At 61.7% G+C, this 20,557-nt stretch carries 25 protein-coding genes; 10 read left to right on the top strand and 15 right to left on the bottom strand.

Annotated features, from left to right (window positions below):
• Positions 1-25: 25 nt before the first annotated feature.
• The 5 genes from M5B42_RS04670 (at position 26) to recX (ending at position 3,492) form a co-directional block, all read left to right on the top strand.
• Complete coding sequence (locus M5B42_RS04670) at positions 26-655, top strand: glycoside hydrolase family 19 protein (RefSeq protein ID WP_248745144.1); 630 nt, start codon at positions 26-28, stop codon at positions 653-655.
• Positions 637-1,173: a lysis system i-spanin subunit Rz gene (locus tag M5B42_RS04665; RefSeq protein ID WP_248745143.1), complete on the top strand. Its 537-nt coding sequence runs from the start codon at positions 637-639 to the stop codon at positions 1,171-1,173. The genes M5B42_RS04670 and M5B42_RS04665 overlap by 19 nt, the downstream gene beginning before the upstream one ends.
• 194 nt (positions 1,174-1,367) lie before the next feature.
• Positions 1,368-1,868, top strand: coding sequence for a CinA family protein (locus M5B42_RS04660; protein ID WP_248745142.1), 501 nt, complete (start codon positions 1,368-1,370; stop codon positions 1,866-1,868).
• An 83-nt stretch (positions 1,869-1,951) separates the two neighbouring features.
• Positions 1,952-3,016 (top strand): recombinase RecA, encoded by a 1,065-nt coding sequence (recA, locus tag M5B42_RS04655; RefSeq protein ID WP_103499726.1) that lies wholly within the window; start codon positions 1,952-1,954, stop codon positions 3,014-3,016.
• 8 nt (positions 3,017-3,024) lie between these two features.
• The gene (gene recX / locus M5B42_RS04650; protein WP_248745141.1) at positions 3,025-3,492 is read left to right on the top strand and encodes a recombination regulator RecX; all 468 of its coding nucleotides are present in this window, start codon (positions 3,025-3,027) and stop codon (positions 3,490-3,492) included.
• A 13-nt stretch (positions 3,493-3,505) separates the two neighbouring features.
• On the opposite strand, the gene M5B42_RS04645 is transcribed toward recX, so the two are convergent.
• Together M5B42_RS04645 and M5B42_RS04640 are read right to left on the bottom strand one after the other, a co-directional pair.
• On the bottom strand, positions 3,506-4,621 hold the full coding sequence (locus M5B42_RS04645; protein WP_103499724.1) for a TIGR00730 family Rossman fold protein: 1,116 nt from the start codon (positions 4,619-4,621) through the stop codon (positions 3,506-3,508).
• 241 nt (positions 4,622-4,862) lie between these two features.
• Positions 4,863-5,291 carry a PA3611 family quorum-sensing-regulated virulence factor gene (locus M5B42_RS04640; RefSeq protein WP_103499723.1) on the bottom strand — a complete coding sequence of 143 codons (429 nt, stop codon included), beginning with the start codon at positions 5,289-5,291 and terminating at the stop codon, positions 4,863-4,865.
• A 228-nt stretch (positions 5,292-5,519) separates the two neighbouring features.
• Here M5B42_RS04640 and M5B42_RS04635 point away from each other — a divergent pair, with 228 nt between their 5' ends.
• From M5B42_RS04635 to M5B42_RS04625, 3 genes are all read left to right on the top strand, one after another.
• Positions 5,520-6,230, top strand: a complete 711-nt coding sequence (locus M5B42_RS04635; protein ID WP_248745140.1) for a tRNA-uridine aminocarboxypropyltransferase — start codon at positions 5,520-5,522, stop codon at positions 6,228-6,230.
• A gap of 54 nt (positions 6,231-6,284) precedes the next feature.
• On the top strand, positions 6,285-6,935 hold the full coding sequence (gene erdR / locus M5B42_RS04630; protein WP_100938685.1) for a response regulator transcription factor ErdR: 651 nt from the start codon (positions 6,285-6,287) through the stop codon (positions 6,933-6,935).
• 74 nt (positions 6,936-7,009) lie between these two features.
• Positions 7,010-7,375 (top strand): diacylglycerol kinase, encoded by a 366-nt coding sequence (locus M5B42_RS04625; RefSeq protein WP_103499721.1) that lies wholly within the window; start codon positions 7,010-7,012, stop codon positions 7,373-7,375.
• Between the two features lie 12 nt (positions 7,376-7,387).
• Here the strand turns inward: M5B42_RS04625 and M5B42_RS04620 are convergent, their stop codons facing one another.
• Complete coding sequence (locus M5B42_RS04620) at positions 7,388-8,314, bottom strand: LysR family transcriptional regulator (RefSeq protein ID WP_152737885.1); 927 nt, start codon at positions 8,312-8,314, stop codon at positions 7,388-7,390.
• A 122-nt stretch (positions 8,315-8,436) separates the two neighbouring features.
• On the opposite strand from M5B42_RS04620, the gene fpr reads away from it, so the two are divergent.
• On the top strand, positions 8,437-9,216 hold the full coding sequence (gene fpr, locus M5B42_RS04615) for a ferredoxin-NADP reductase (RefSeq protein WP_047526369.1): 780 nt from the start codon (positions 8,437-8,439) through the stop codon (positions 9,214-9,216).
• A gap of 63 nt (positions 9,217-9,279) precedes the next feature.
• Here fpr and tsaA read toward each other — a convergent pair whose 3' ends face one another.
• From tsaA to M5B42_RS04595, 4 genes are all read right to left on the bottom strand, one after another.
• Entirely contained in the window at positions 9,280-9,975 is a 696-nt protein-coding gene (gene tsaA / locus M5B42_RS04610; RefSeq protein ID WP_248745139.1) for a tRNA (N6-threonylcarbamoyladenosine(37)-N6)-methyltransferase TrmO, read from the bottom strand.
• 11 nt (positions 9,976-9,986) lie between these two features.
• Positions 9,987-11,600, bottom strand: coding sequence for an NAD(P)/FAD-dependent oxidoreductase (locus M5B42_RS04605; RefSeq protein WP_248745138.1), 1,614 nt, complete (start codon positions 11,598-11,600; stop codon positions 9,987-9,989).
• Between the two features lie 108 nt (positions 11,601-11,708).
• A complete protein-coding gene (locus M5B42_RS04600) occupies positions 11,709-12,380 on the bottom strand; it encodes a hypothetical protein (protein ID WP_103499715.1) in 672 nt (223 codons plus the stop codon).
• 68 nt (positions 12,381-12,448) lie between these two features.
• A complete protein-coding gene (locus tag M5B42_RS04595; protein ID WP_248745137.1) occupies positions 12,449-13,048 on the bottom strand; it encodes a short chain dehydrogenase in 600 nt (199 codons plus the stop codon).
• A gap of 105 nt (positions 13,049-13,153) precedes the next feature.
• Between M5B42_RS04595 and M5B42_RS04590 the strand changes: the two genes are divergently transcribed.
• Positions 13,154-14,068: a LysR family transcriptional regulator gene (locus M5B42_RS04590; RefSeq protein ID WP_103496310.1), complete on the top strand. Its 915-nt coding sequence runs from the start codon at positions 13,154-13,156 to the stop codon at positions 14,066-14,068.
• On the opposite strand, the gene M5B42_RS04585 is transcribed toward M5B42_RS04590, so the two are convergent.
• The 8 genes from M5B42_RS04585 to livH all read right to left on the bottom strand — a co-directional run bounded on the left by M5B42_RS04585 (position 14,059) and on the right by livH (position 20,427).
• The gene (locus M5B42_RS04585; RefSeq protein ID WP_177099845.1) at positions 14,059-14,562 is read right to left on the bottom strand and encodes a DoxX family protein; all 504 of its coding nucleotides are present in this window, start codon (positions 14,560-14,562) and stop codon (positions 14,059-14,061) included. The genes M5B42_RS04590 and M5B42_RS04585 overlap by 10 nt on opposite strands.
• Positions 14,559-15,335: a DNA-binding domain-containing protein gene (locus M5B42_RS04580; RefSeq protein ID WP_248745136.1), complete on the bottom strand. Its 777-nt coding sequence runs from the start codon at positions 15,333-15,335 to the stop codon at positions 14,559-14,561. The genes M5B42_RS04585 and M5B42_RS04580 overlap by 4 nt, the downstream gene beginning before the upstream one ends.
• Positions 15,332-16,216 (bottom strand): DUF692 domain-containing protein, encoded by an 885-nt coding sequence (locus tag M5B42_RS04575; RefSeq protein ID WP_248745135.1) that lies wholly within the window; start codon positions 16,214-16,216, stop codon positions 15,332-15,334. Before M5B42_RS04575 ends, M5B42_RS04580 begins: the two co-directional genes overlap by 4 nt.
• 46 nt (positions 16,217-16,262) lie before the next feature.
• Positions 16,263-16,571: a DUF2282 domain-containing protein gene (locus M5B42_RS04570; RefSeq protein ID WP_152737904.1), complete on the bottom strand. Its 309-nt coding sequence runs from the start codon at positions 16,569-16,571 to the stop codon at positions 16,263-16,265.
• 216 nt (positions 16,572-16,787) lie between these two features.
• Positions 16,788-17,489 (bottom strand): ABC transporter ATP-binding protein, encoded by a 702-nt coding sequence (locus M5B42_RS04565; RefSeq protein ID WP_103496314.1) that lies wholly within the window; start codon positions 17,487-17,489, stop codon positions 16,788-16,790.
• On the bottom strand, positions 17,490-18,257 hold the full coding sequence (gene livG, locus M5B42_RS04560; protein ID WP_103496315.1) for a high-affinity branched-chain amino acid ABC transporter ATP-binding protein LivG: 768 nt from the start codon (positions 18,255-18,257) through the stop codon (positions 17,490-17,492).
• Positions 18,254-19,507 carry a high-affinity branched-chain amino acid ABC transporter permease LivM gene (locus M5B42_RS04555; protein WP_103496316.1) on the bottom strand — a complete coding sequence of 418 codons (1,254 nt, stop codon included), beginning with the start codon at positions 19,505-19,507 and terminating at the stop codon, positions 18,254-18,256. Before M5B42_RS04555 ends, livG begins: the two co-directional genes overlap by 4 nt.
• The gene (livH, locus tag M5B42_RS04550) at positions 19,504-20,427 is read right to left on the bottom strand and encodes a high-affinity branched-chain amino acid ABC transporter permease LivH (protein WP_103496317.1); all 924 of its coding nucleotides are present in this window, start codon (positions 20,425-20,427) and stop codon (positions 19,504-19,506) included. Before livH ends, M5B42_RS04555 begins: the two co-directional genes overlap by 4 nt.
• Positions 20,428-20,557 lie beyond the last annotated feature (130 nt).

Genomic DNA, 20,557 nt, shown 5'->3' with positions numbered 1-20,557 from the left:
GGTTTTTTTGTGCTCGGAGAAAGCCATGCCCATTACCCAGCAGCAATTGCTGCAGATCCTCCCGAACGCCGGCGACCAAGCCGGCGTTTTTGTGCCTGTGCTCAACACAGCGATGAATGATTACCAGATCGTCACCACGCAGCGCGTTGCAGCGTTCCTGGCGCAAACCGGCCACGAGTCAGGCCAACTGCAGTCGGTGGTCGAGAACCTGAACTATGGCGCGCAGGCCCTACTCGCCACTTGGCCAAACCGGTTTACTCCGGACCTGGCCGCGCAGGTCGCCCGGCAGCCGGAGCAGATCGCGAACATCGTCTATGCATCGCGTATGGATAACGGCGATGCATCGTCCGGTGACGGCTGGAGCTATCGCGGTCGCGGGCTGATCCAGATCACCGGTCGCAGCAACTATCGCCAATGCAGTCTCGGGCTGTTCTGCGACGAACGCCTGTTGCTGCAACCGGAACTGCTGGAGCAACCGCAATGGGCCGCCGAGTCGGCGGCCTGGTTCTGGGAGCAGCAAGGGTTGAACGCACTGGCCGACGCCGATCAGTTCAACAGCATCACCCGCAAGATCAACGGCGGCCTGAACGGCCTCGAGGATCGACTGCAAATCTGGGCCCGGGCGAGGGCGGTGCTATGCGCCTCCTCGACCTGATCCCGGCGCCCTGGCGCCTGGGCGTTGTCATCGCACTGCTGGCCTTGTTGGCCGGTGGTGCGGCGGCCTGCGCCTGGCACATTCAAGACTGGCGTTACGGCCAGCAACTGGAGCATCAAGCCCGGTTGCAGGCCGACACGCTCAACCAGATTTCCCTCGCCGCGGCCGCGCAACAGCGGGCCGAGCAGGACAAGCGCCTGGCCCTGGAGCAACGGCTCCAGGTCAGCGACCAAACCCATTCCAAGGAGCTGAACGATGTGCAACAGGATCAAGCTCGCCTGCGTGATCGTATTGCCACTGCTGATCTGCGGCTGTCAGTCCTCCTCGACGCCAACGATCCTGCCAGTGGCTGCGACGTGCCAGCCGCCACCGCCGCCGGCGGCGTGGTTCATGCAGCCACAAGAGCCCGACTTGACCCGGCGCATGCTCAACGAATTATCGCCATCACCGACGACGGCGACCGCGCCCTGATTGAGTTGAAGGCGTGTCAGGCCTATGCCGGGGCGGTCTCCCGCTGACATCCGGATGCAATCTCGTGTCTTGAAAGTGTGATCTGCTCGTGTAGGGTGTTCATCTCGCACAATCGAATCCGGCTGTACGGAACCTCTGTAGGAGCCGGCTTGCTGGCGATTAGGGTGGTGAACTCACCATCGCTATCGCTGGCAAGCCAGCTCCCACAAGGGCACCGCTTTGCCCCGAGCAGGAGAGGAACGTGGACGAAATCACCCGGCTTGCTGCCGAACTCGGCAAGCGCTTGCAGACGCTCAAGACCGATGTCACCACCGCCGAGTCCTGTACCGGCGGCGGCATCGCCGAGGCGATCACCCGGATTCCCGGCAGCTCGGCCTGGTTCGAGGCCGGCTATGTCACCTACTCCAACCGGCAGAAGAGCCTTCAACTGAAGGTGCCGGAGGCCTTGTTCGATCAGGTCGGTGCCGTCAGCCGGGAAGTGGTCGAAGCCATGGTCCGGGGGGCCCAGGCCCACAGCAACGCGCGCTACGCCGTGGCGGTCAGCGGCGTGGCCGGGCCGGATGGCGGCTCCGCCGAGAAACCCGTGGGTACCGTCTGGCTGGCCTGGGGCTGCGGCGACGACGTCAGCACCGAACGCCGGCACTTCCCCGGCGACCGCGACGCCGTCCGTCGACAGACGGTGCAGGCCGCCCTGGAAGGCCTGTTACGACGGGCGGAAGCAGAAATCGCAAATCAGGGGTAGGCGATCCGCCAACGCTGTGGAATAATACTGGCTACTTATACAGGTGTTGGCCGTCAGGCCTTATTGATTACGTGAGGACTTTAATGGACGACAACAAGAAGAAAGCCTTGGCTGCGGCCTTGGGTCAGATCGAACGTCAATTCGGCAAGGGTGCCGTCATGCGGATGGGCGATCATGACCGTCAGGCGATTCCTTCGATCTCCACCGGTTCCCTGGGCCTGGACATCGCGCTGGGCATCGGCGGTCTGCCGAAAGGCCGTATCGTAGAGATCTACGGTCCGGAATCCTCGGGTAAGACCACCCTGACGCTTTCCGTCATCGCCCAGGCGCAAAAAGCCGGTGCAACGTGTGCCTTCGTCGACGCCGAACACGCCCTGGACCCTGAATACGCCGGCAAGTTGGGCGTCAACGTTGACGACCTGCTGGTGTCCCAGCCGGACACCGGCGAGCAGGCCCTGGAAATCACCGACATGCTGGTGCGCTCCAACGCCGTTGACGTGATCATCGTCGACTCCGTGGCCGCCCTGGTGCCAAAAGCGGAAATCGAAGGCGAAATGGGCGACATGCACGTCGGCCTGCAAGCCCGTCTGATGTCCCAGGCCCTGCGCAAGATCACCGGTAACATCAAGAACGCCAACTGCCTGGTGATCTTCATCAACCAGATCCGCATGAAGATCGGCGTGATGTTCGGCAGCCCGGAAACCACCACCGGTGGTAACGCGCTGAAGTTCTACGCCTCGGTGCGTCTGGACATCCGCCGTACCGGCGCGGTGAAGGAAGGCGACGAAGTGGTTGGCAGCGAAACCCGCGTCAAGGTCGTGAAGAACAAGGTGGCTTCGCCGTTCCGTCAGGCCGAGTTCCAGATTCTTTACGGCAAGGGCATCTACCTCAATGGCGAGATGATCGACCTGGGCGTGCTGCACGGTTTCGTCGAGAAGTCCGGTGCCTGGTACAGCTATAACGGCAGCAAGATCGGTCAGGGCAAGGCCAACTCGGCCAAGTTCCTGGCGGATAACCCGGAAATCGCCGCGACCCTCGAGAAGCAACTACGTGACAAGCTGCTGACTCCAGGCGTAGACACCAAGGCCAACTCCGGTGCGGCCGCTGTCGTCGCAACCGAAGACGACCTGGCTGACGCTGATCTCTGAGTAAGACGATGACCGCCGTACTGGATACCCCGGTCGCCGTACGGCGCACTGCCATGGACCTGCTCGCGCGACGCGAGCACGGTCGAGTCGAGCTGACGCGTAAACTGCGTCAGCGCGGCGCCTCCCCTGAAATGATCGACACCGAACTCGACCGCTTGACGGAAGAGGGGCTGCTGTCCGAATCCCGTTACCTCGAAAGCTTCGTGTCCTACCGTGCCCGTTCCGGCTACGGCCCTTTGCGTATTCGCGAAGAGCTCAGCCAGCGCGGCCTGCAACGTGCCGACATCGAGTTGGCCCTGCGTGAAAGCGGTTTCAACTGGCAAGCCCAGCTGGAAGACACCTGGCGTCGAAAGTTCGCCGGGCATTTGCCCTCCGACGCCCGTGAGCGTGCCCAACAGGGACGCTTCCTGAGTTATCGGGGTTATTCCATGGAGATGATCGGCCGCCTGTTCAGCGGCCGAGGGCTGGATGACTGAGGCTGGGTGGTAATCACGTCGCCTTGATCGGCTCGCGCGCGTGCTCCTGTGCCGGCGCCTTGGCCTTGCTCCAGTTTTCCGTCCGGTTGATAAAGTCCACCAGCTCCCGCAAGCGCCCCTGGTCCCGAGCCGTGAAGGCGAACGACAAGCGCGTCAGGTGACTGAACTGGGGTTCATCGTGTTCCGGTTCGCTGCAGGGGCCCTGATAGAAGTACCCGCTGAGGCACAGGTCGGCAAAGTCCTTTTGCATCTGCGCCATCGCGCGGTCGTTGAGCGGATGATTCATGCGGATCACGAACTGCTTCTTCAACCAGCGGCTGGAGTGGAAGTTGCTGTAGAACTGCTTGATCTCTTCCACGGCTTCGTCGGCACTGTAGACCAGGCGCATCAGCTTGAGGTCGGCAGGCAGGATGTAGTGATTGGCCTCCAGCTGATTGCGGATAAAGTCCAGCGCGCCTTGCCAGAAGCCGCCCCCAGGGGCATCCAGCAGAATTACCGGGACCAGCGGGCTTTTTCCGGTCTGGATCAGTGTCAGTACTTCCAGGGCTTCATCAAGGGTGCCAAAGCCGCCGGGGCAGAGCACCAGTGCATCGGCTTCCTTGACGAAGAACAGTTTGCGGGTGAAGAAGAAGTGGAAGGACAGCAGGTTGTGCGTGCCGTTAACGGTTGCATTGGCATGTTGTTCGAAGGGCAGGGTGATATTGAACCCGAGGCTGTGTTCCAGGCCGGCACCTTCGTGGGCCGCAGCCATGATGCCACCGCCGCCGCCCGTGATGACCATCAGGTTGGACTGGGCCAGCGCGGTCCCCAGGGCGCGGGCCTGGGCATAGAGTGGGTGTTCGGTGGGCGTTCGCGCCGAGCCGAACACGGTGACCTTGCGCCGGCCCTTGAACTGGTCGAGTACGCGAAAGGCGTTCTCCAGTTCACGCAGGGTCTGCAGGACTATCTTGGCATTCCAGCGGTTGCGGTCATCCTGGGCCATGCGCAGGACGGTCAGCATCATGTCGCGGTAAAGCTCAAGGTTCGGACTGTTGGGAGCAACCTGGTCGAGTTGCTCTTCGATCCGGCTGAGGTCGATCCCATTGTTCTGGAAATGACGGGACAGCAAGTCATTCGGTTGGTAAGGCATTCAACGTCTCCTTCTGCACGGAACCCTTGGCTTGGCCGAAAGAAAAGTTCGCCAAGGCCGCGTCACTGCATGTGTCGCATGTGTGCCATGTCGATTTGATGATGAGCCTGTAAAGTCATGTCTGGCAACCGCTTATTGCCTCTTTGCAAAGGACTTTAGCAGCTTGTCAGTGGCGTTGCGCGCAGGCGCGGGGGTGAAACGGCGCGCCGAAGATGAACGGCGGCGCGCGATATGGCAGGGGTTACTTTTTCTTCTTCACCGGGGTTTCCGTCGGGCAGTCGCTTTCCACGAAACGGGCGGAGGCCACAGGACGGTTGGTCTTGTTCTCGGTGAACTCGTAACGCATGACCGCGCCCTTGGCCATCAATTTGCGGTAGTTGGCGTTACGGCACACGCTGGCCCCCAGTTGCAGGTAAACCGCCTTGGCGTTATCGCGCATATTTTGCGCGTAATCGGCCTGGACGCTCAGGTGGTCGATCAGTTCGGCGCCTTCAACGGTGTAGCCGACGTCAAGGATGTTCTCGTCGATCTCACGGGGCAGGCCTTCGTTGCTCTGCTCGGCCACGTCCTTGAGCATCTTGTTCAGTTCGAAATCCTTCAGCGACGCCGCCTGGGCACTGAAGGGCAGGGCCAGCAAAAGGGCCAGGGACGGTACGATAAGGCGCAGCATGCAACTCTCCTGATTCGGTAACTGGTGCTTCGACCCGTTACCGGGGCGTGCGTTCAGTGGTCGCGAAGTATAGAGGGCGGTTGTAGGCCCTACTAGGGCGCTACTGACGGAAATGTCGACGGATGAGCGCTCAAACCTCGCCGGGCTCTCTGGTAAACTCCGTGCACTTTTGCCCTTGCGAGTCGTATTGTTCGTGTTCAGCCCTTCCTCCCGCCGACTTTCTTCACGATGAGCCACGCCGTATCCCGTTTACGTGCCGAGCGCCTGGCCCGTGCCAAAACACCCTTCCTCGCGCGCGGCTCACGCGCCGAGCGTTGCCCGGGCTGCCGTGTGATTCCTCAGTATTGCCTGTGCGCCTGGCGCCCCAGGGTGGCGTCGAATTCCGCCATGTGCCTGCTGATGCACGACGTCGAACCGATGAAACCGAGCAATACCGGCTGGCTGATCGCCGATGTGATCGCCGACACCAGCGCCTTCAGTTGGTCGCGGACCGAAGTCGATCCGCAACTGCTGGCCCTGTTGGACGATCCGCAGTGGCAGCCGTTTATCGTATTCCCGGGGGAGTTCGTGGCGCCGGAACGGGTGGTGACGCAGGTACACCCGGCACCCGGCAAGCGCCCGCTGTTCATCCTGCTGGATGCGACCTGGACCGAGGCGCGCAAGATGTTTCGCAAGAGCCCTTATCTGGAGCGTTTTCCGGTGTTGAGCCTGGAATCCGAACAGTTGTCCCGCTACAAATTGCGTCGTTCCAAACGCGATGATCATTTTTGTACCGCGGAAGTGGCGGCCCTGTGCCTGGAACTGGCCGGGGACACCCGTGCGGCCCAGGGGCTGGACGCGTTACTGGACGTGTTTACCGCGCACTACCTGGGCGCCAAGTTTCAGCTGCCGATCAACACTGAAGACGAAGCCCACGAGCATCTGAAGACTTTCCTGTAATCTAATGGACGCACAGCGTCGAGCCTGACGCATAAAAACAGGATCATTGGAAAAATGACCACGTACGACATCTTGATTGCCGACGACCATCCTCTTTTTCGCAGCGCCTTGCATCAGGCGCTGACCCTGGGCCTGGGGCCCGATGTACGCCTGGTGGAAGTGGCCAGCATTGCCGAGCTGGAAACCCGCCTCACCGAGAAAGCCGACTGGGACCTGGTCCTGCTCGACCTGAACATGCCGGGCGCCTACGGTTTCTCCGGCCTGGTGCTGCTGCGCGGGCAATACCCGCAGATTCCGGTGGTGATGGTTTCGGCCCAGGAAGAAGCCTCGGTGGTGGTGCGCTCCCGTGAGTTCGGCGCCAGCGGCTTTATCCCCAAGTCCAGTTCCCTGGAAGTGATCCAGCAAGCGGTGCGCAGTGTCCTCGATGGCGATGTCTGGTGGCCGCCCCAGGCATTCGAAGCGGTCAGCGTGTCCGCCGAGGCCAAGGCCGCCAGTGCCGGCCTGGCCAGTCTGACACCCCAGCAGTTCAGGGTGTTGACCATGGTCTGCGAAGGTTTGTTGAATAAACAGATTGCCTACGAGTTGAGTGTTTCAGAGGCGACCATCAAGGCCCACGTCACGGCGATCTTCCGCAAGCTGGGGGTGCGCACCCGGACCCAGGCCGCACTGCTGCTGCAACAACTTGAGTCAATTTCGAGCCAGTAGGCATGGGTTCTTTCATCTTTGTTTGACGTCGGTTGAGTTAGTTTTCCTACTCCACTTCACGTAGTTGCTTACCTATGCCGTCGCCCTTCAAAGGTCAAACCGGTTTTAAACGCATGCTCAACGCGGTGGGCTACTCTTTTGATGGCTTACGTGCGGCCTTTACCGGCGAAGCGGCTTTTCGTCAGTTAGTCTGGCTTAACGTGGTGTTGATCCCGCTGACGTTCCTGTTCCACGTCAGTCGGGTCGAGCGCGCGGTGTTGATTGCCGTGTGCCTGCTGGCGCTGATCGTCGAATTGCTCAATTCGGCGGTCGAAGCGGCCATTGACCGCATTTCCCTCGATCGTCACCCCTTGTCCAAGAATGCCAAGGACATGGGCAGTGCCGCGCAATTCGTGGCCTTGAGCATGATCGCCCTGGTCTGGGCGGTGATTCTGCTTTAAGCGCCGGTAGCGTCAGGCAATGGTCGGCAGGACGATCTCATCGCTGCGTTGAACCCCGGCGGTGAAGGAACGGCACAGTTCGAGGAATTCGCGCATGGCCGAGGTCTGGTACTTCTGCTTGTGCCAGATGAAATAGAACTGGCGCGCCAGGTCCAGGTCCGGGGTTTCCACCGGCACCAGGCTGCCACGGCGGAACGCATCGCGCAGGGCCAGACGCGAAATGCAGCCAATCCCCAGCCCCGACTCCACCGCACGCTTGATCGCTTCGGTATGCTCCAGCTCCAGGCGGATATTCAACGCGCTGCGATGATGACGCATGGCCTGGTCGAAGGTCAGGCGCGTGCCTGAGCCCTGTTCACGCAGGATCCAGGCCTCACGGGTCAGTTCTTCCAGGCTGGCCTGGCCGCGCTGGGCCAGCGGGTGCTGGGGTGCGCAAAACACCACCAGTTCGTCCTCGACCCAGGTTTGCACCTCGATGTCCGGGTGGCTGCAATCGCCTTCGATCAGACCCAGGTCAATTTCGTAGTGCGCGACCTGTTGCACAATATTGGCAGTGTTCTGCACATGCAGCTTGACCTGGCTTTCCGGGTGGATCTGCATGAAGCGGCCGATCAGCAGGGTTGCCAGGTAGTTGCCGATGGTCAGGGTGGCGCCCACCGCCAGCGAGCCGAAACCAGACTTGCCGTTGAGCAGGTCCTCGATTTCCTTGGCCTGGTCCAGCAGTGCCACGGCCTGGGGCAGCAGCTGTTTGCCCAGGGCGTTGAGGCTCAGGCGCTTGCCGGCACGGTCGAACAATTGACAGCTCGACTGGCGTTCCAGCTCGGTGATCGAGGTGCTCGCGGCGGATTGCGACAAGGCCAGCAGCCCGGCTGCCCGGGACACGCTTTCCTGCTGGGCGACGGCGACGAAGACCTGAAGTTGACGGAGAGTAAATCGCATATCTATATAACCGATAACCCTTATCTTGATAATTCAGTTAACAGATATTGTCGCCGCCATTAGAATGCTATGCAATCGCGCTAATTGACGGCGCAGGCCACATTTCCAGGAGCCCCATCCAAATGAGCAACATGAATCACGAGCGTGTCCTCAGTGTTCACCACTGGAACGACACCCTGTTCAGCTTCAAGTGCACCCGCGATCCGGGCCTGCGCTTTGAAAACGGTCAGTTCGTGATGATCGGCCTGCAGCAGCCAAACGGCCGACCACTGATGCGTGCTTATTCCATTGCCAGCCCGAACTGGGAAGAGCATCTCGAATTCTTCAGCATCAAGGTGCCGGACGGTCCGTTGACCTCCCAGTTGCAGCACCTGAAGGAAGGCGACGAGATCATCATCAGCAAGAAACCTACGGGTACGCTGGTGCTTGACGACCTCAAGCCGGGCAAGCACCTGTACCTGCTCAGCACTGGTACTGGCCTCGCGCCCTTTATGAGTGTGATCCAGGACCCGGAAACCTATGAGCGTTTCGAGAAGGTCATCCTGTGCCACGGCGTGCGTTACGTCAACGAAGTGGCCTATCGCGAGTTCATCACCGAGCACCTGCCGCAGAACGAGTTCTTCGGTGAGGCCCTGCGTGAGAAGCTGATCTACTACCCCACCGTGACCCGCGAGCCGTTCGAGAACGAAGGCCGCCTGACCGACCTGATGCGCAGCGGCAAGCTGTTCCGTGACATCGGTCTGCCACCGATCAACCCGCAGGACGACCGCGCCATGCTGTGCGGCAGCCCGAGCATGCTCGACGAAACCAGCGAAGTGCTCAACAGCTTCGGCCTGAAAGTCTCGCCGCGCATGCGTGAGCCGGGCGATTACCTGATCGAGCGTGCGTTCGTCGAGAAATAGGCCTGAACAAAAAAGCCCGCGTTGCCTGAGAGGGCAGCGCGGGCTTTTGTGTTTCTGGCGTTTCTAGCGGGCGGGGATCACTTCCAGTACGCGTATCGTCCCGGTTTCCGGGTAATGCCAGCGTACATCCAGATCCCAGAACTGGGCGCCATATTCCCGTTCCGGGGTTGGCTTCTGATAAGCCGGACGCGGGTCCTGGGCCAGGCATTGCTCGATCAGTTCGACCAGGGGCTCTTCAAGGCGCTGAGCATGGTCATGGGCCTGTTGCAGTGCACCCTCCGTCCAGAGCACGGGAATCAGCCCCGGCGCGGCACTGGCGATGGCATTGACGGCGCCAGGGATGATGTCGGCGTAGGGCACGTACGGCTTGATATCGAGAATCGGCGTGCCATCCAGCAGGTCTATGCCGGAAATCCACAGGCGCTGGGCTTCGACCCGGTCCAGCTTGACCACCGACTGGCCGATACCGTTCGGCCGGTGGGTCGCCCGGGTGGCGAAGACCCCCATGGACTGATTGCCGCCCAGGCGCGGCGGGCGCACCTTCAAGCGTGGTTTGTCTTCCAGGGCCTGATGGAACAGGAACAGCAGCCAGACATGACTGACCTGCTCCAGTCCCTGCACGGCCTCGCCCTGGTCGAACGGCGCGACCAGCTCCAGCACGCCGCGGGCAGCCGGCGCCAGCTGTGGCTGGCGCGGGATGGCGAACTTCTCCTTGAAGCAGGAGCGCACGAAACCGATGGGGGAGACGCTATAGGTCATGGTCCGGCCCCTCAGGCGCCGATCCCCAGCATGTCCCGGGCCACGGCTTCGGCGATACGGATACCGTCGACACCCGCCGAGAGGATCCCGCCGGCATAACCGGCACCTTCACCCGCCGGGAACAGGCCCTTGACGTTCAGGCTCTGCATCGAGTCGTTACGGGTCATGCGCAGCGGCGAGGAGGTACGGGTTTCAATCCCGGTCAGCACCGCGTCATGCAGGGAATAGCCCTTGATCTGCCGCTCGAACGCCGGCAAGGCTTCGCGAATGGCTTCGATGGCGAAGTCCGGCAGCGCCAGGGCCAGATCGCCGAGGGCCACGCCTGGCTTGTAGGACGGTTCCACACTGCCCAGGGCGGTGGAAGGCTTGCCGGCGATAAAGTCACCGACCAGTTGCGCCGGGGCTTCGTAGTTGCTGCCACCGAGGATAAAGGCGTGGGACTCCAGGCGCTCCTGCAGCTCGATACCGGCCAGCGGGCCGCCCGGATAATCCACTTCCGGAGTGATGCCGACAACGATCCCGGAGTTGGCATTGCGCTCGTTGCGCGAGTATTGGCTCATGCCGTTGGTGACCACCCGGTTCGGCTCGGAGGTCGCCGCCACCACGGTGCCGCCCGGGCACATGCAGAAGCTGTAGACCGAACGGCCGTTCTTGGCGTGGTGCACCAGCTTGTAGTCGGCCGCGCCGAGTTTCGGGTGCCCGGCGTATTTGCCCAGGCGCGCGCGGTCGATCAGCGATTGCGGGTGTTCGATACGGAAACCCACCGAGAACGGCTTGGCTTCCATGTACACGCCACGACCGTGGAGCATGCGGAAGGTGTCGCGGGCACTATGACCCAGGGCCATGATCACGTGCCGGGAGTGGATCTGTTCGCCGCTGTCGAGCTGCACGCCGGTCAGTTGGCCGTCGTCGATCAGCACATCGGTGACCCGCTGCTGGAAGCGCACTTCGCCGCCCTGGGCTTTGATCTGCTGGCGCATGTTTTCCACCACGCCGGTGAGGCGGAAGGTGCCGATATGCGGTTTGCTGACGTAGAGGATTTCTTCCGGCGCGCCGGCCTTGACGAACTCGTGCAGGACCTTGCGGCCGTGGTGGTTCGGGTCCTTGATCTGGCTGTAGAGCTTGCCGTCGGAGAAGGTCCCGGCGCCGCCTTCGCCGAACTGCACGTTGGACTCGGGGTTGAGCACGCTTTTACGCCACAGGCCCCAGGTGTCCTTGGTCCGCTCGCGCACTTCCTTGCCGCGTTCGAGGATGATCGGCTTGAAGCCCATCTGCGCCAGCAGCAGCCCGGCGAAAATCCCGCAGGGGCCGAAGCCGACGACCACGGGACGCTCCTGCAGATCGGCCGGCGCCTGGCCGACCACCTTGTAGCTGACGTCCGGGGCCGGGTTGACATTGCGGTCCTCGGCGAATTTTTTCAGCAGCGCGTCTTCGCCACGGGCCGACAGGTCGATGGTGTAGATGAAGCAGAGCTCGGAGGATTTCTTGCGGGCGTCGTAGCTGCGCTTGAACAAGGTGAAATCGAGCAGGTCATCGCTGGCGATGCCCAGGCGCTGGACGATGGCCGGGCGCAGGTCTTCGTCGGGATGGTCGATCGGCAGCTTGAGTTCGGTGATTCGTAACATGACAGGGTCCAGTGTGCGGGCCACGCGGGCGCGCCGGCTTTACATCAAACCGGTGATTATAAGCCCCAACGGCCAGATTCCGTGAGGCTAAAACAGCAGCTTGTCGAATCAGTCGTTACGGGCGCCGCCGAAATAGCCGCAGCCACGCTGGACCTGGCCGTTGACCCGCAGTTCGGCGCTCAGGTGGCGCACGCTGCCGGTGCTGCTGTCGACGCAGGACTGCGGCGCGACCCACAGCTCGATGTGCTGGGCATTGGCTTCGCTGCTCAGGCTGAAGCGTCCGTCACCCAGTTGTTCTTCCAGATAGGGCAGGGCCAGGGGCGGCTGGTTTTCGCGTTCGAGTATCATGCCGTTGCCGCCGACCTTCAGGCTCCATTCCGGGCTGTGGCCGCTGGCAATCACGGTCTGGAATTTGAAGTTGGGCTCGTCGCAACTGGCGGTGCCGCGTTCCAGGCGGTAGTACTGTTGCAGGTTCAACTGGCCGTCGCTGCCGTCGGTCGTGCTGGAGGAAAACTTGCCGCGCAGGTCGGCGAACAGCTTGCCAGACGGACCGGACAGGCTGGCGGCCTGCTGCAGGACGCTGGTATTGCCGCTGTCGCTGACGACAAAGCGACGCTGTTCCTGGCAGGGCTGGAACATCAGCTTGCCATCGACGCTGGTGAGTTCGCCTTGCATCCGGCTCAGGCCCGCCGTGGGATGCGAGGTGGCCGGTGCAAGCATCTGGCAGCCGGCGGCGAACAGCGGCAGGGCGAAAATCATCAAGGAACGGGCAACGCGCATCATGGGGTCTCCTGGCAAGTGCCGCCACGTTACTCAGGCCAGGAGAGCTGTACAAGCCTCGCTGGCATTCAACCGACGTAGTAGGTCTGACCCGTCTGCAGTCCTTCCACGCTCTTGGCGTAGGCCAAGGCCACATCCGCCGCCGGCACCGGCTTGAATCCACGGAAGTACGGTGCATAGCTGGCCATGGCTTCCACCAGCACGTTCGGGCTGATGGAGTTCACCCGCAGACCGCGCGGCAACTCGATGGCGGCGGCCTTGACGAAGCCGTCGATGGCCCCGTTGACCAGGCTGGCCGAGGCACCGGTACGGATCGGATCGCGGTTCAGAATGCCACTGGTCAGGGTGAACGAGGCGCCGTCGTTGGCGTACTCGCGACCGATCAGCACCAGGTTGACCTGGCCCATCAATTTGTCCTGCAGACCCAGCGCAAAGTCCTTCTCGCTCATCTCGGCCAACGGCACGAAGTTCACGTTACCGGCGGCGCAGACCAATGCGTCGAACTTGCCGGTTTGCTCGAACAGCTTGCGAATCGACGCGCTGTCGCTGATGTCCACGTGCAGGTCACCGCTGTTGCGGCCGATCTTGATGATCTCGTGACGCTGGCCCAGTTCCTCTGCCACGGCCGAGCCGATGGTGCCATGGGCGCCAATCAATAGGATTTTCATGGTGCGGTTCCTCCAGTGGGTGATTGAGCTTTCAGTCTAGAGTGGATTTTTCCATTGATAAGCGCGCTAATAGGCAACCTTTGGTTTTCTTTTGGAAACAATCCAGTGAGCGAGATGGATGATCTGGCGGCGTTCGCAGTGTTGGTCGAGGCCGGCAGCTTTACCCTGGCCGCCCAGCAACTGGGCTGCAGCAAGGGGCAATTGTCCAAGCGCATCAGCCAGTTGGAGGCGCAGTTCTCGGTGGTGTTGTTGCACCGCACGACGCGGCGCCTGAGCCTCACCGCCGCCGGTGCGGCCTTGTTGCCCCAGGCCCAGGCGCTGGTGGTGCAAGTGGAGCGGGCGCATCAGGCCCTGGCCCGGCTCAAGGACGATATCGCCGGTCCCGTGCGCATGACCGTGCCGGTGTCCCTGGGGGAAACCTTTTTTGATGGCTTGTTGCTGGAGTTTTCCCGGGATTATCCCGATGTCCAGATCGAGCTGGACCTGAACAACGGTTTCCGCGATCTGGCCCGCGAGGGCTTCGATCTGGCGATTCGCACCGAAGTCGGCAACGACGAACGCCTGGTGGCTCGGCCATTGCTGGTGATGAACGAACTGACCTGTGCCAGCCCGGCCTATCTGGAACGTTACGGCGAGCCGCAGACGCCCCAGGAGCTGGCCAATCACCGTTGTCTGCTCAATAGCCACTACAGTGGCCGCGAGGAGTGGCAATACCACCGGCAGCATGAGCTGCTACGGGTGCGGGTGGGTGGCCCCTTTGCCAGCAATCACTACAACTTGCTGAAGAAAGCGGCACTGGTGGGCGCCGGTATCGCCCGCCTGCCGTCCTACGTCCTGCCCGCGGAACTGGCTGATGGCCGTCTGCGCTGGCTGTTGCGCGACTACCGTACCCGCGATATGCCGCTATATCTGGTGCACCCTTACCAGGGCGGCCTGCCGCGCCGTACGCAGGTGTTGGCCGACTATCTGATCGGCTGGTTCAAGCGTAGCGGCGAGGCCTTGGAGCGGCTTCAGCGATAACGCTTGGCGATCAAGTGATCGATGGAGAACACACCCGGTCCCTTGGCCATCAACAGCAGCAGGATAGCCATCCAGGTGCCATGGGTCGGGTAGGCATTCGGGTAGACGAACAGCTGGATGGTCAAGGTCATGCCGAACAGCGCCAATGCCGAAAAGCGCGTGGCGAACCCCAGCAGGATCAGCACCGGGAAAAAGTGTTCACCAAAGGCCGACAGGTGGGCGGCCACTTCCGGCGACAGCAACGGCACCTTGTACTCGCTGGCGAACAGCGGGATGGTGGAGTCGGCCAGGCGCGGCAGGCCGATATCGAATGTGCCGGAGATCAGGTCCACGGCAAAGCCCTCGACCTTGGTCTGTCCGGACTTCCAGAACACGGCTGCGATGGAGAAGCGTGCGACAAAGGCAATCAGGCTGTAGGGGATCATCTCGAACAGCTGGATGATCCGCCCGATCAGGCGCGCGATGGGGTTCTGCGATTCAGTGTGAATGTTCATGGGCGGGCCTTTTGTTCTGGGTGCAGGTGGATGATGGCGCTGTAGCGAATCAACAGGGCAAGGGCATGGCTCGGATCGAACGCAGTGCTGGCGTCATAAGCGTAGGCAAGGGCCAACTCCAGCGGACAGTCGTTTTGCAGGCTCTGGATAAATACCAGGGTGCCGATATCGATCTTGAACACCTCGACCCGCCAGTTCAGGCGCAGGACCAGTGCGGCTTCGGCTTGCGTCGGGTCGAGCTGTTCCATAAGGCCGTCGCCTTGATGGGCCTCCCATAGCGACACGACCGCATGGGACGAATTCAGCACGGCGACGCTGGGGTGCAGGTGAACCTGCAGGCGATTGAGGGCCTCGGGATCGGCGAGGTAAACGCCAATCTGTTCCGGACTCAGGGGCGTTGCATCGGCGGCGTGATAGGCGTTGATCCGCAAGCGCTCAAGGCGGGCCACGTCGGCCAGGTAAGGCACGCTCGCCGCCGGGGCGAAGCCCTGGATAAAGCTGTCGAAGTCCTGGCCATAGTCGTTGAGGATCGGGCTGATGGGCGGGAAGTGCTGGATATAAAGGCCGGCCATGGCACGGAAGAACTCCTCGCCGACCAGGGCCATGACCACCGGGTAGCTGTCCGCCAGGGCGTTGATCAGCGAACTCTGGACATTGTTGCGATACACCGCGAAACGACTGGCCGGGTCGGCCCCGTTGCGGCTGCACAGGCCGGGCGGGCAAGGCAACCGCGGGTCGAGCAGCGCGGCGCTGAAGCTGGCCTGGTCGCTCATGTTCTCACCTCGGCCTGTTTCAGCAATTCCTCGGCCTGCCCGGCTTCGGCCAGGAGCACGGCGAAGGCGGGGAGCCGGTTGTCGCGTTCGATCAGGGTCGCCATCGGCCCGATCTTCGCCAGTACCTGTTGATACAGGGCCCAGACCGCCTGGTCGATGGGGGCGCCGTGATCGTCGATCAGCAGACGGTCACCGAGGCTATCGGCATCTTCGGCAAAGCCGGCCAGATGGATTTCTCCCACGGCGTGCAGCGGCAGGGCCTCAATGTAGGCAAGCGGATCGCGCTGGTGGTTGATGCTGGAGACGTAGACGTTGTTCACGTCCAGCAGCAGTCCGCAACCGGTGCGGCGGATGATTTCGCTGATGAAGTCCGCCTCATCCAGGGTCGAGCGCTGGAATTGCAGGTAAGTCGCCGGGTTCTCCAGCAGCATTGGACGTTTCAAGGTGCTTTGCACCTGGTCGACATGCTCGCAGACCCGCTGCAAGGTGGCGGGGTCGTAGGCCAGCGGCAGCAAGTCGTTGAGAAACACCGGGCCGTGGGTCGACCAGGCCAGGTGTTCGGAAAAGGATTGGGGTTGATAGCGCTCGATCAGTGTCGCCAGGCGCTTCAGGTGCTCGCTGTCCAATGGGCCTTCGGCACCAATGGACAAACCGACGCCGTGCAACGACAGCGGATACTGTTCGCGGATCAAACCCAGGTAATGATGAAACGGCCCGCCGGCGACCATGTAGTTTTCGGCGTGGACCTCGAAGAAACCGAGGTCGGGGCGCGTTTCGAGTACCGTCTGAAAATGTTCGGTCTTGAGCCCCAGCCCGGCACGGGGCGGGAGCCCGGGCCCGAGGGCCTGAGCGCGGTGAAGAGGGATGGGTTGCAGTGACATGGGCATCTTCGGCGCTCAGGCTGACAGGTGGCAGGGCTCTGGTTGATCAGGCCTTGGGGGTGAAGGCTTCCAGCTGACCCTTGCCAGTGGGCGAGGTCTCGCTTTTAGTGCTCAAGCAGGTACCTTTTGGCACGGACTTCCAGGAGTTGGCCTGGAAGTCCTTGGTCGAAGTACCGGCGCAGGTGGTACCGGCACCGGCGGCGCAGTCGTTCTTGCCTGCCATGGCCACACCGAAGCATTTTTCCACGCCGTCGGCGGCGTGGGCACTCATCGGCAATGCCGCCATGCTCAGGGCAGAACCGAGGGCCAGGGCGAGGGTGGCGGCGGACAGGGTACGGGTAGTGGAAGTGCTCATGGTCGATCTCCGATGTGTCTTCAATGATGAAAGCAGGGGTTGGTTGGGTTTCATTGCTTTCTTGCTTTACTTGAGCCTCGAGGCTAGTGGTTGTTACAGCCTGGGGCAAAAATAATCGACTATTTTTCGCGGCGGTACCCGGCAAGGTTTTCCCGATGTTTCGCCGGTCAAAGAAAAGCCCCGATAAATCGGGGCTTTGCGGGTTTCGCCGGGGCATCAACCGCCCAGATACGCTTCACGCACCTTGGGATCGGTCAGCAGGTCGTTGCCGCTGCCTTCCATCACCACCCGGCCGTTTTCCAGCACATAGGCACGGTCGGCGATTTTCAGTGCCTGGTTGGCGTTCTGTTCCACCAGGAACACCGTCACACCGTCCTTGCGCAGCTGTTCGATGATATCGAAGATCTGCTGGATGATGATCGGCGCCAGGCCCAGGGACGGTTCGTCCAGCAGCAACAGTTTCGGCTTGCTCATCAGCGCCCGGCCAATGGCGAGCATCTGCTGTTCACCGCCGGACATGGTGCCGCCGCGCTGGTTGAAACGTTCCTTGAGACGTGGGAACAGCCCCAGGACTTTGTCCATCTGCTCCTGATAATCGCCCTTGTCGGTGAAAAAGCCGCCCATGGAGAGGTTTTCTTCCACGGTCAGGCGGGAGAACACGCGACGGCCTTCCGGCACCACCGCGATGCTTTTGCGCATGATCTGCGAAGATTCCTGCCCCACCAGCTCTTCGCCCAGGTAGCGGATACTGCCGCTATGGGCCTGCGGTGAACCGCACAGGGTCATCAGCAGCGTCGATTTGCCCGCGCCGTTGGCACCGATCAGGGTGACGATTTCACCCTGGCGAACCTCCACGTTGACACTGTGCAGGGCCTGGATCTTGCCGTAGAAGGTGGAAACGTTTTCGAATTGCAGCATTTACGCTTCCCCCAGGTAGGCTTTGATCACGTCGGGATTGTCGCGGATCTGTTGTGGCGTGCCGTCGGCCAACGGTGTGCCCTGGTTGATCACGACGATATGGTCGGAAATGCTCATGACCAGCTTCATGTCGTGCTCGATCAGCAGCACCGTGACGTTGTGTTCCTCACGCAGCACACTGATCAGCGCCTTGAGGTCGTCGGTTTCCCGCGGGTTCAGGCCGGCCGCGGGCTCGTCGAGCATGAGGATCCGCGGGCGGGTCATCATGCAGCGGGCGATTTCCAGGCGACGTTGCTGACCATAGGCCAGGGTGCCCGCCGGGCGGTTGGCGAACTCGGTCAGGTTGACCTTGTCCAGCCAGTACTCGGCGTATTCCATGGCTTCGCGTTCGCTCTTGCGGAACGATGGGGTCTTGAACAGGCCGGCGAGGAAGTTGGTGTTCAGGTGCCGGTGCTGGGCGATCAGCAGGTTTTCCACTGCGGTCATGTCCTTGAACAGACGCACGTTCTGGAAGGTCCGTACCACGCCCTTGCGGGCAATCTCATGGCCGGCCAGGCCCTGGATCGGCTGGCCGTCGAGCAGGATGCTGCCGGCACTCGGCTTGTAGAACCCGGTCAGGCAGTTGAACACCGTGGTCTTGCCGGCGCCGTTCGGGCCGATCAAGGCCACCACTTGTTTTTCCTGGACGGTCAGGGCCACGCCATTGACTGCCAGGAGACCACCGAAGCGCATGCTCAGGTCGGTTACTTTCAGGATCTCACGGCTCATTTGCGCAGCTCCATGTGAGGACGTTGCATGGGCAGCAGACCTTGTGGACGCCAGATCATCATCAACACCATCAGGGCGCCGAACATCAACATGCGGTATTCGCTGAAGTCACGCATCAGCTCCGGCAGCAGGATCATCACCACGGCGGCAAGGATCACCCCCAGTTGCGAGCCCATGCCACCCAGCACGACGATGGCGAGAATGATCGCCGACTCGATGAAGGTGAACGACTCCGGCGTCACCAGGCCTTGGCGCGCGGCGAAGAAGCTGCCAGCGAAACCGGCGAAGCAGGCGCCCAGGGTGAAGGCCGAGAGCTTGATCACGGTCGGATTCAGGCCCAATGCACGGCAGGCGATTTCGTCTTCGCGCAATGCTTCCCAGGCACGGCCGATGGGCATGCGCAGCAGGCGATTGATCACGAACAGCGCCAGCAAGGCCAGCAACAGGGCCACCAGGTACAGGAACACCACCTTGTTCACCGGGTTGTAGGCCAACCCGAAGAATTCGTGGAAGGTCCGCGCGCCCTCTGCGGCGCTACGTTCGAACGACAGCCCGAAGAAGGTCGGCTTGGGAATGTTGCTGATGCCGTTGGGGCCGCCGGTGAGGTCGGTGAGGTTACGCAGGAACAGCCGGATGATTTCCCCGAAGCCCAGGGTTACGATGGCCAGGTAGTCACCGCGCAAGCGCAAGACCGGGAAGCCCAGCAGGAAGCCGAAAGTGGCCGACATCAGGCCGGCGAGCGGCAGGCAGATCCAGAAGCTCCAGCCGAAGTAGTGCGACAGCAGTGCGTAGGTGTAGGCGCCTACCGCGTAGAAGCCGACATAACCCAGGTCGAGCAGGCCGGCCAGGCCGACCACGATGTTCAGACCCAGGCCCAGTAGCACGTAGATCAGGATCAGGGTGGCGATGTCGACCGCGCCGCGCGAGCCGAAGAACGGCCAGATCAACGCGGTCACGATCAGGCCGATGATGATCCAGCGCTGGGTGCGCGGCAGGGTCAGGAACTGACCGACCTTGGGCGAAACCAGCGGACCACGGTTCGACTTGAACATTGCACTGAACTGCTGGCTGAAGAGCACCCGCAGGAACATCAGGATCGAGCACAGGGCGATGATGCCCAGGGTGACGGGACCCGTGCCCTCCACTTCGAGGTTGATCCCGACGATACTCAGCTTGAGCCCGAGTACTGGGAACGCTACTGCCCACACCAGCAAGGCGCTGAACAGCGCCGATTTGAGATATTTAGTCATACTTTCTCAACCTCCGGACGGCCCAGGATGCCGGTCGGCCGGAACAACAGCACCAGAACCAAAAGACCGAATGCCACCACGTCTTTGTACTGGTCGCCGAAGATGTCGGCGCCAAAGGCTTCGGCCACCCCCAGCACCAGCCCGCCGAGCATGGCGCCCGGAATACTGCCGATGCCGCCCAGGACTGCCGCGGTAAAGGCTTTCAGGCCCACGAGGAAGCCCGCGTTGGGGTTGATCACGCCGTATTGCATGCTCAGCAGCACGGCCGCTACCGCCGCGAGGGCGGCGCCGATGACGAAGGTCAGGGCGATGATGTTGTTGGTGTTGATACCCAGCAGGTTGGCCATCTTGATGTCTTCGGCGCAAGCGCGACAGGCGCGGCCCAGGCGTGAACGGGAGATGAACAGCGTCAGTCCGGTCATGGCCACCAGGGTGACGACGAATACCAGGATCTGCATGTAGGAAATCAGCACTTCCTCTGCGCCGCCTGGACCAAAGGAGAAGCTCCCCGGGATCAGGTTGGGGATGGACTTGTCCTTGGAGTCCTGGGACAGCAGTACGGTGTTCTGCAGGAAAATCGACATGCCGATGGCGGAAATCAGCGGTATCAGGCGGTTGCTGCCACGCAAGGGGCGATAGGCAACGCGCTCGATACTGTAGCCATAGGCACTGGTCACGACGATCGACGCGATAAACGCGGCGGTCATCAACAGCGGCAGTGAGTGGATACCCAGCATGGCCAGCCCGGCAAGGGCGATGAAGGCCACGTAGGAACCAATCATGTACACCTCGCCATGGGCGAAGTTGATCATTCCAATAATGCCGTAAACCATTGTGTAGCCAATGGCAATCAAGGCATAGGTGCTGCCAATGGTCAGGCCATTAACCAGCTGTTGGAAGAAGTGATAGATCTCAGGCATTACAGCGCTCCTAAAAACCCGATACGCATTTCACTGGTGGAGTCATGTTCCGGCCCGGTGCCGTGGTCTGTGGCCACGTCGGCACGAGCGTTTGCCAGCGAACCGCTGGTGACGGTTTTAAGATTTTCAG

Origin of the sequence: Pseudomonas sp. MWU12-2037, assembly GCF_023242345.1 — a bacterium.
GTDB classification, from domain to species: Bacteria; Pseudomonadota; Gammaproteobacteria; order Pseudomonadales; family Pseudomonadaceae; genus Aquipseudomonas; species Aquipseudomonas gingeri_D.
Note: the sequence above shows the minus strand (reverse complement) of the source record. Positions and strands in the feature narration are given on the sequence as shown.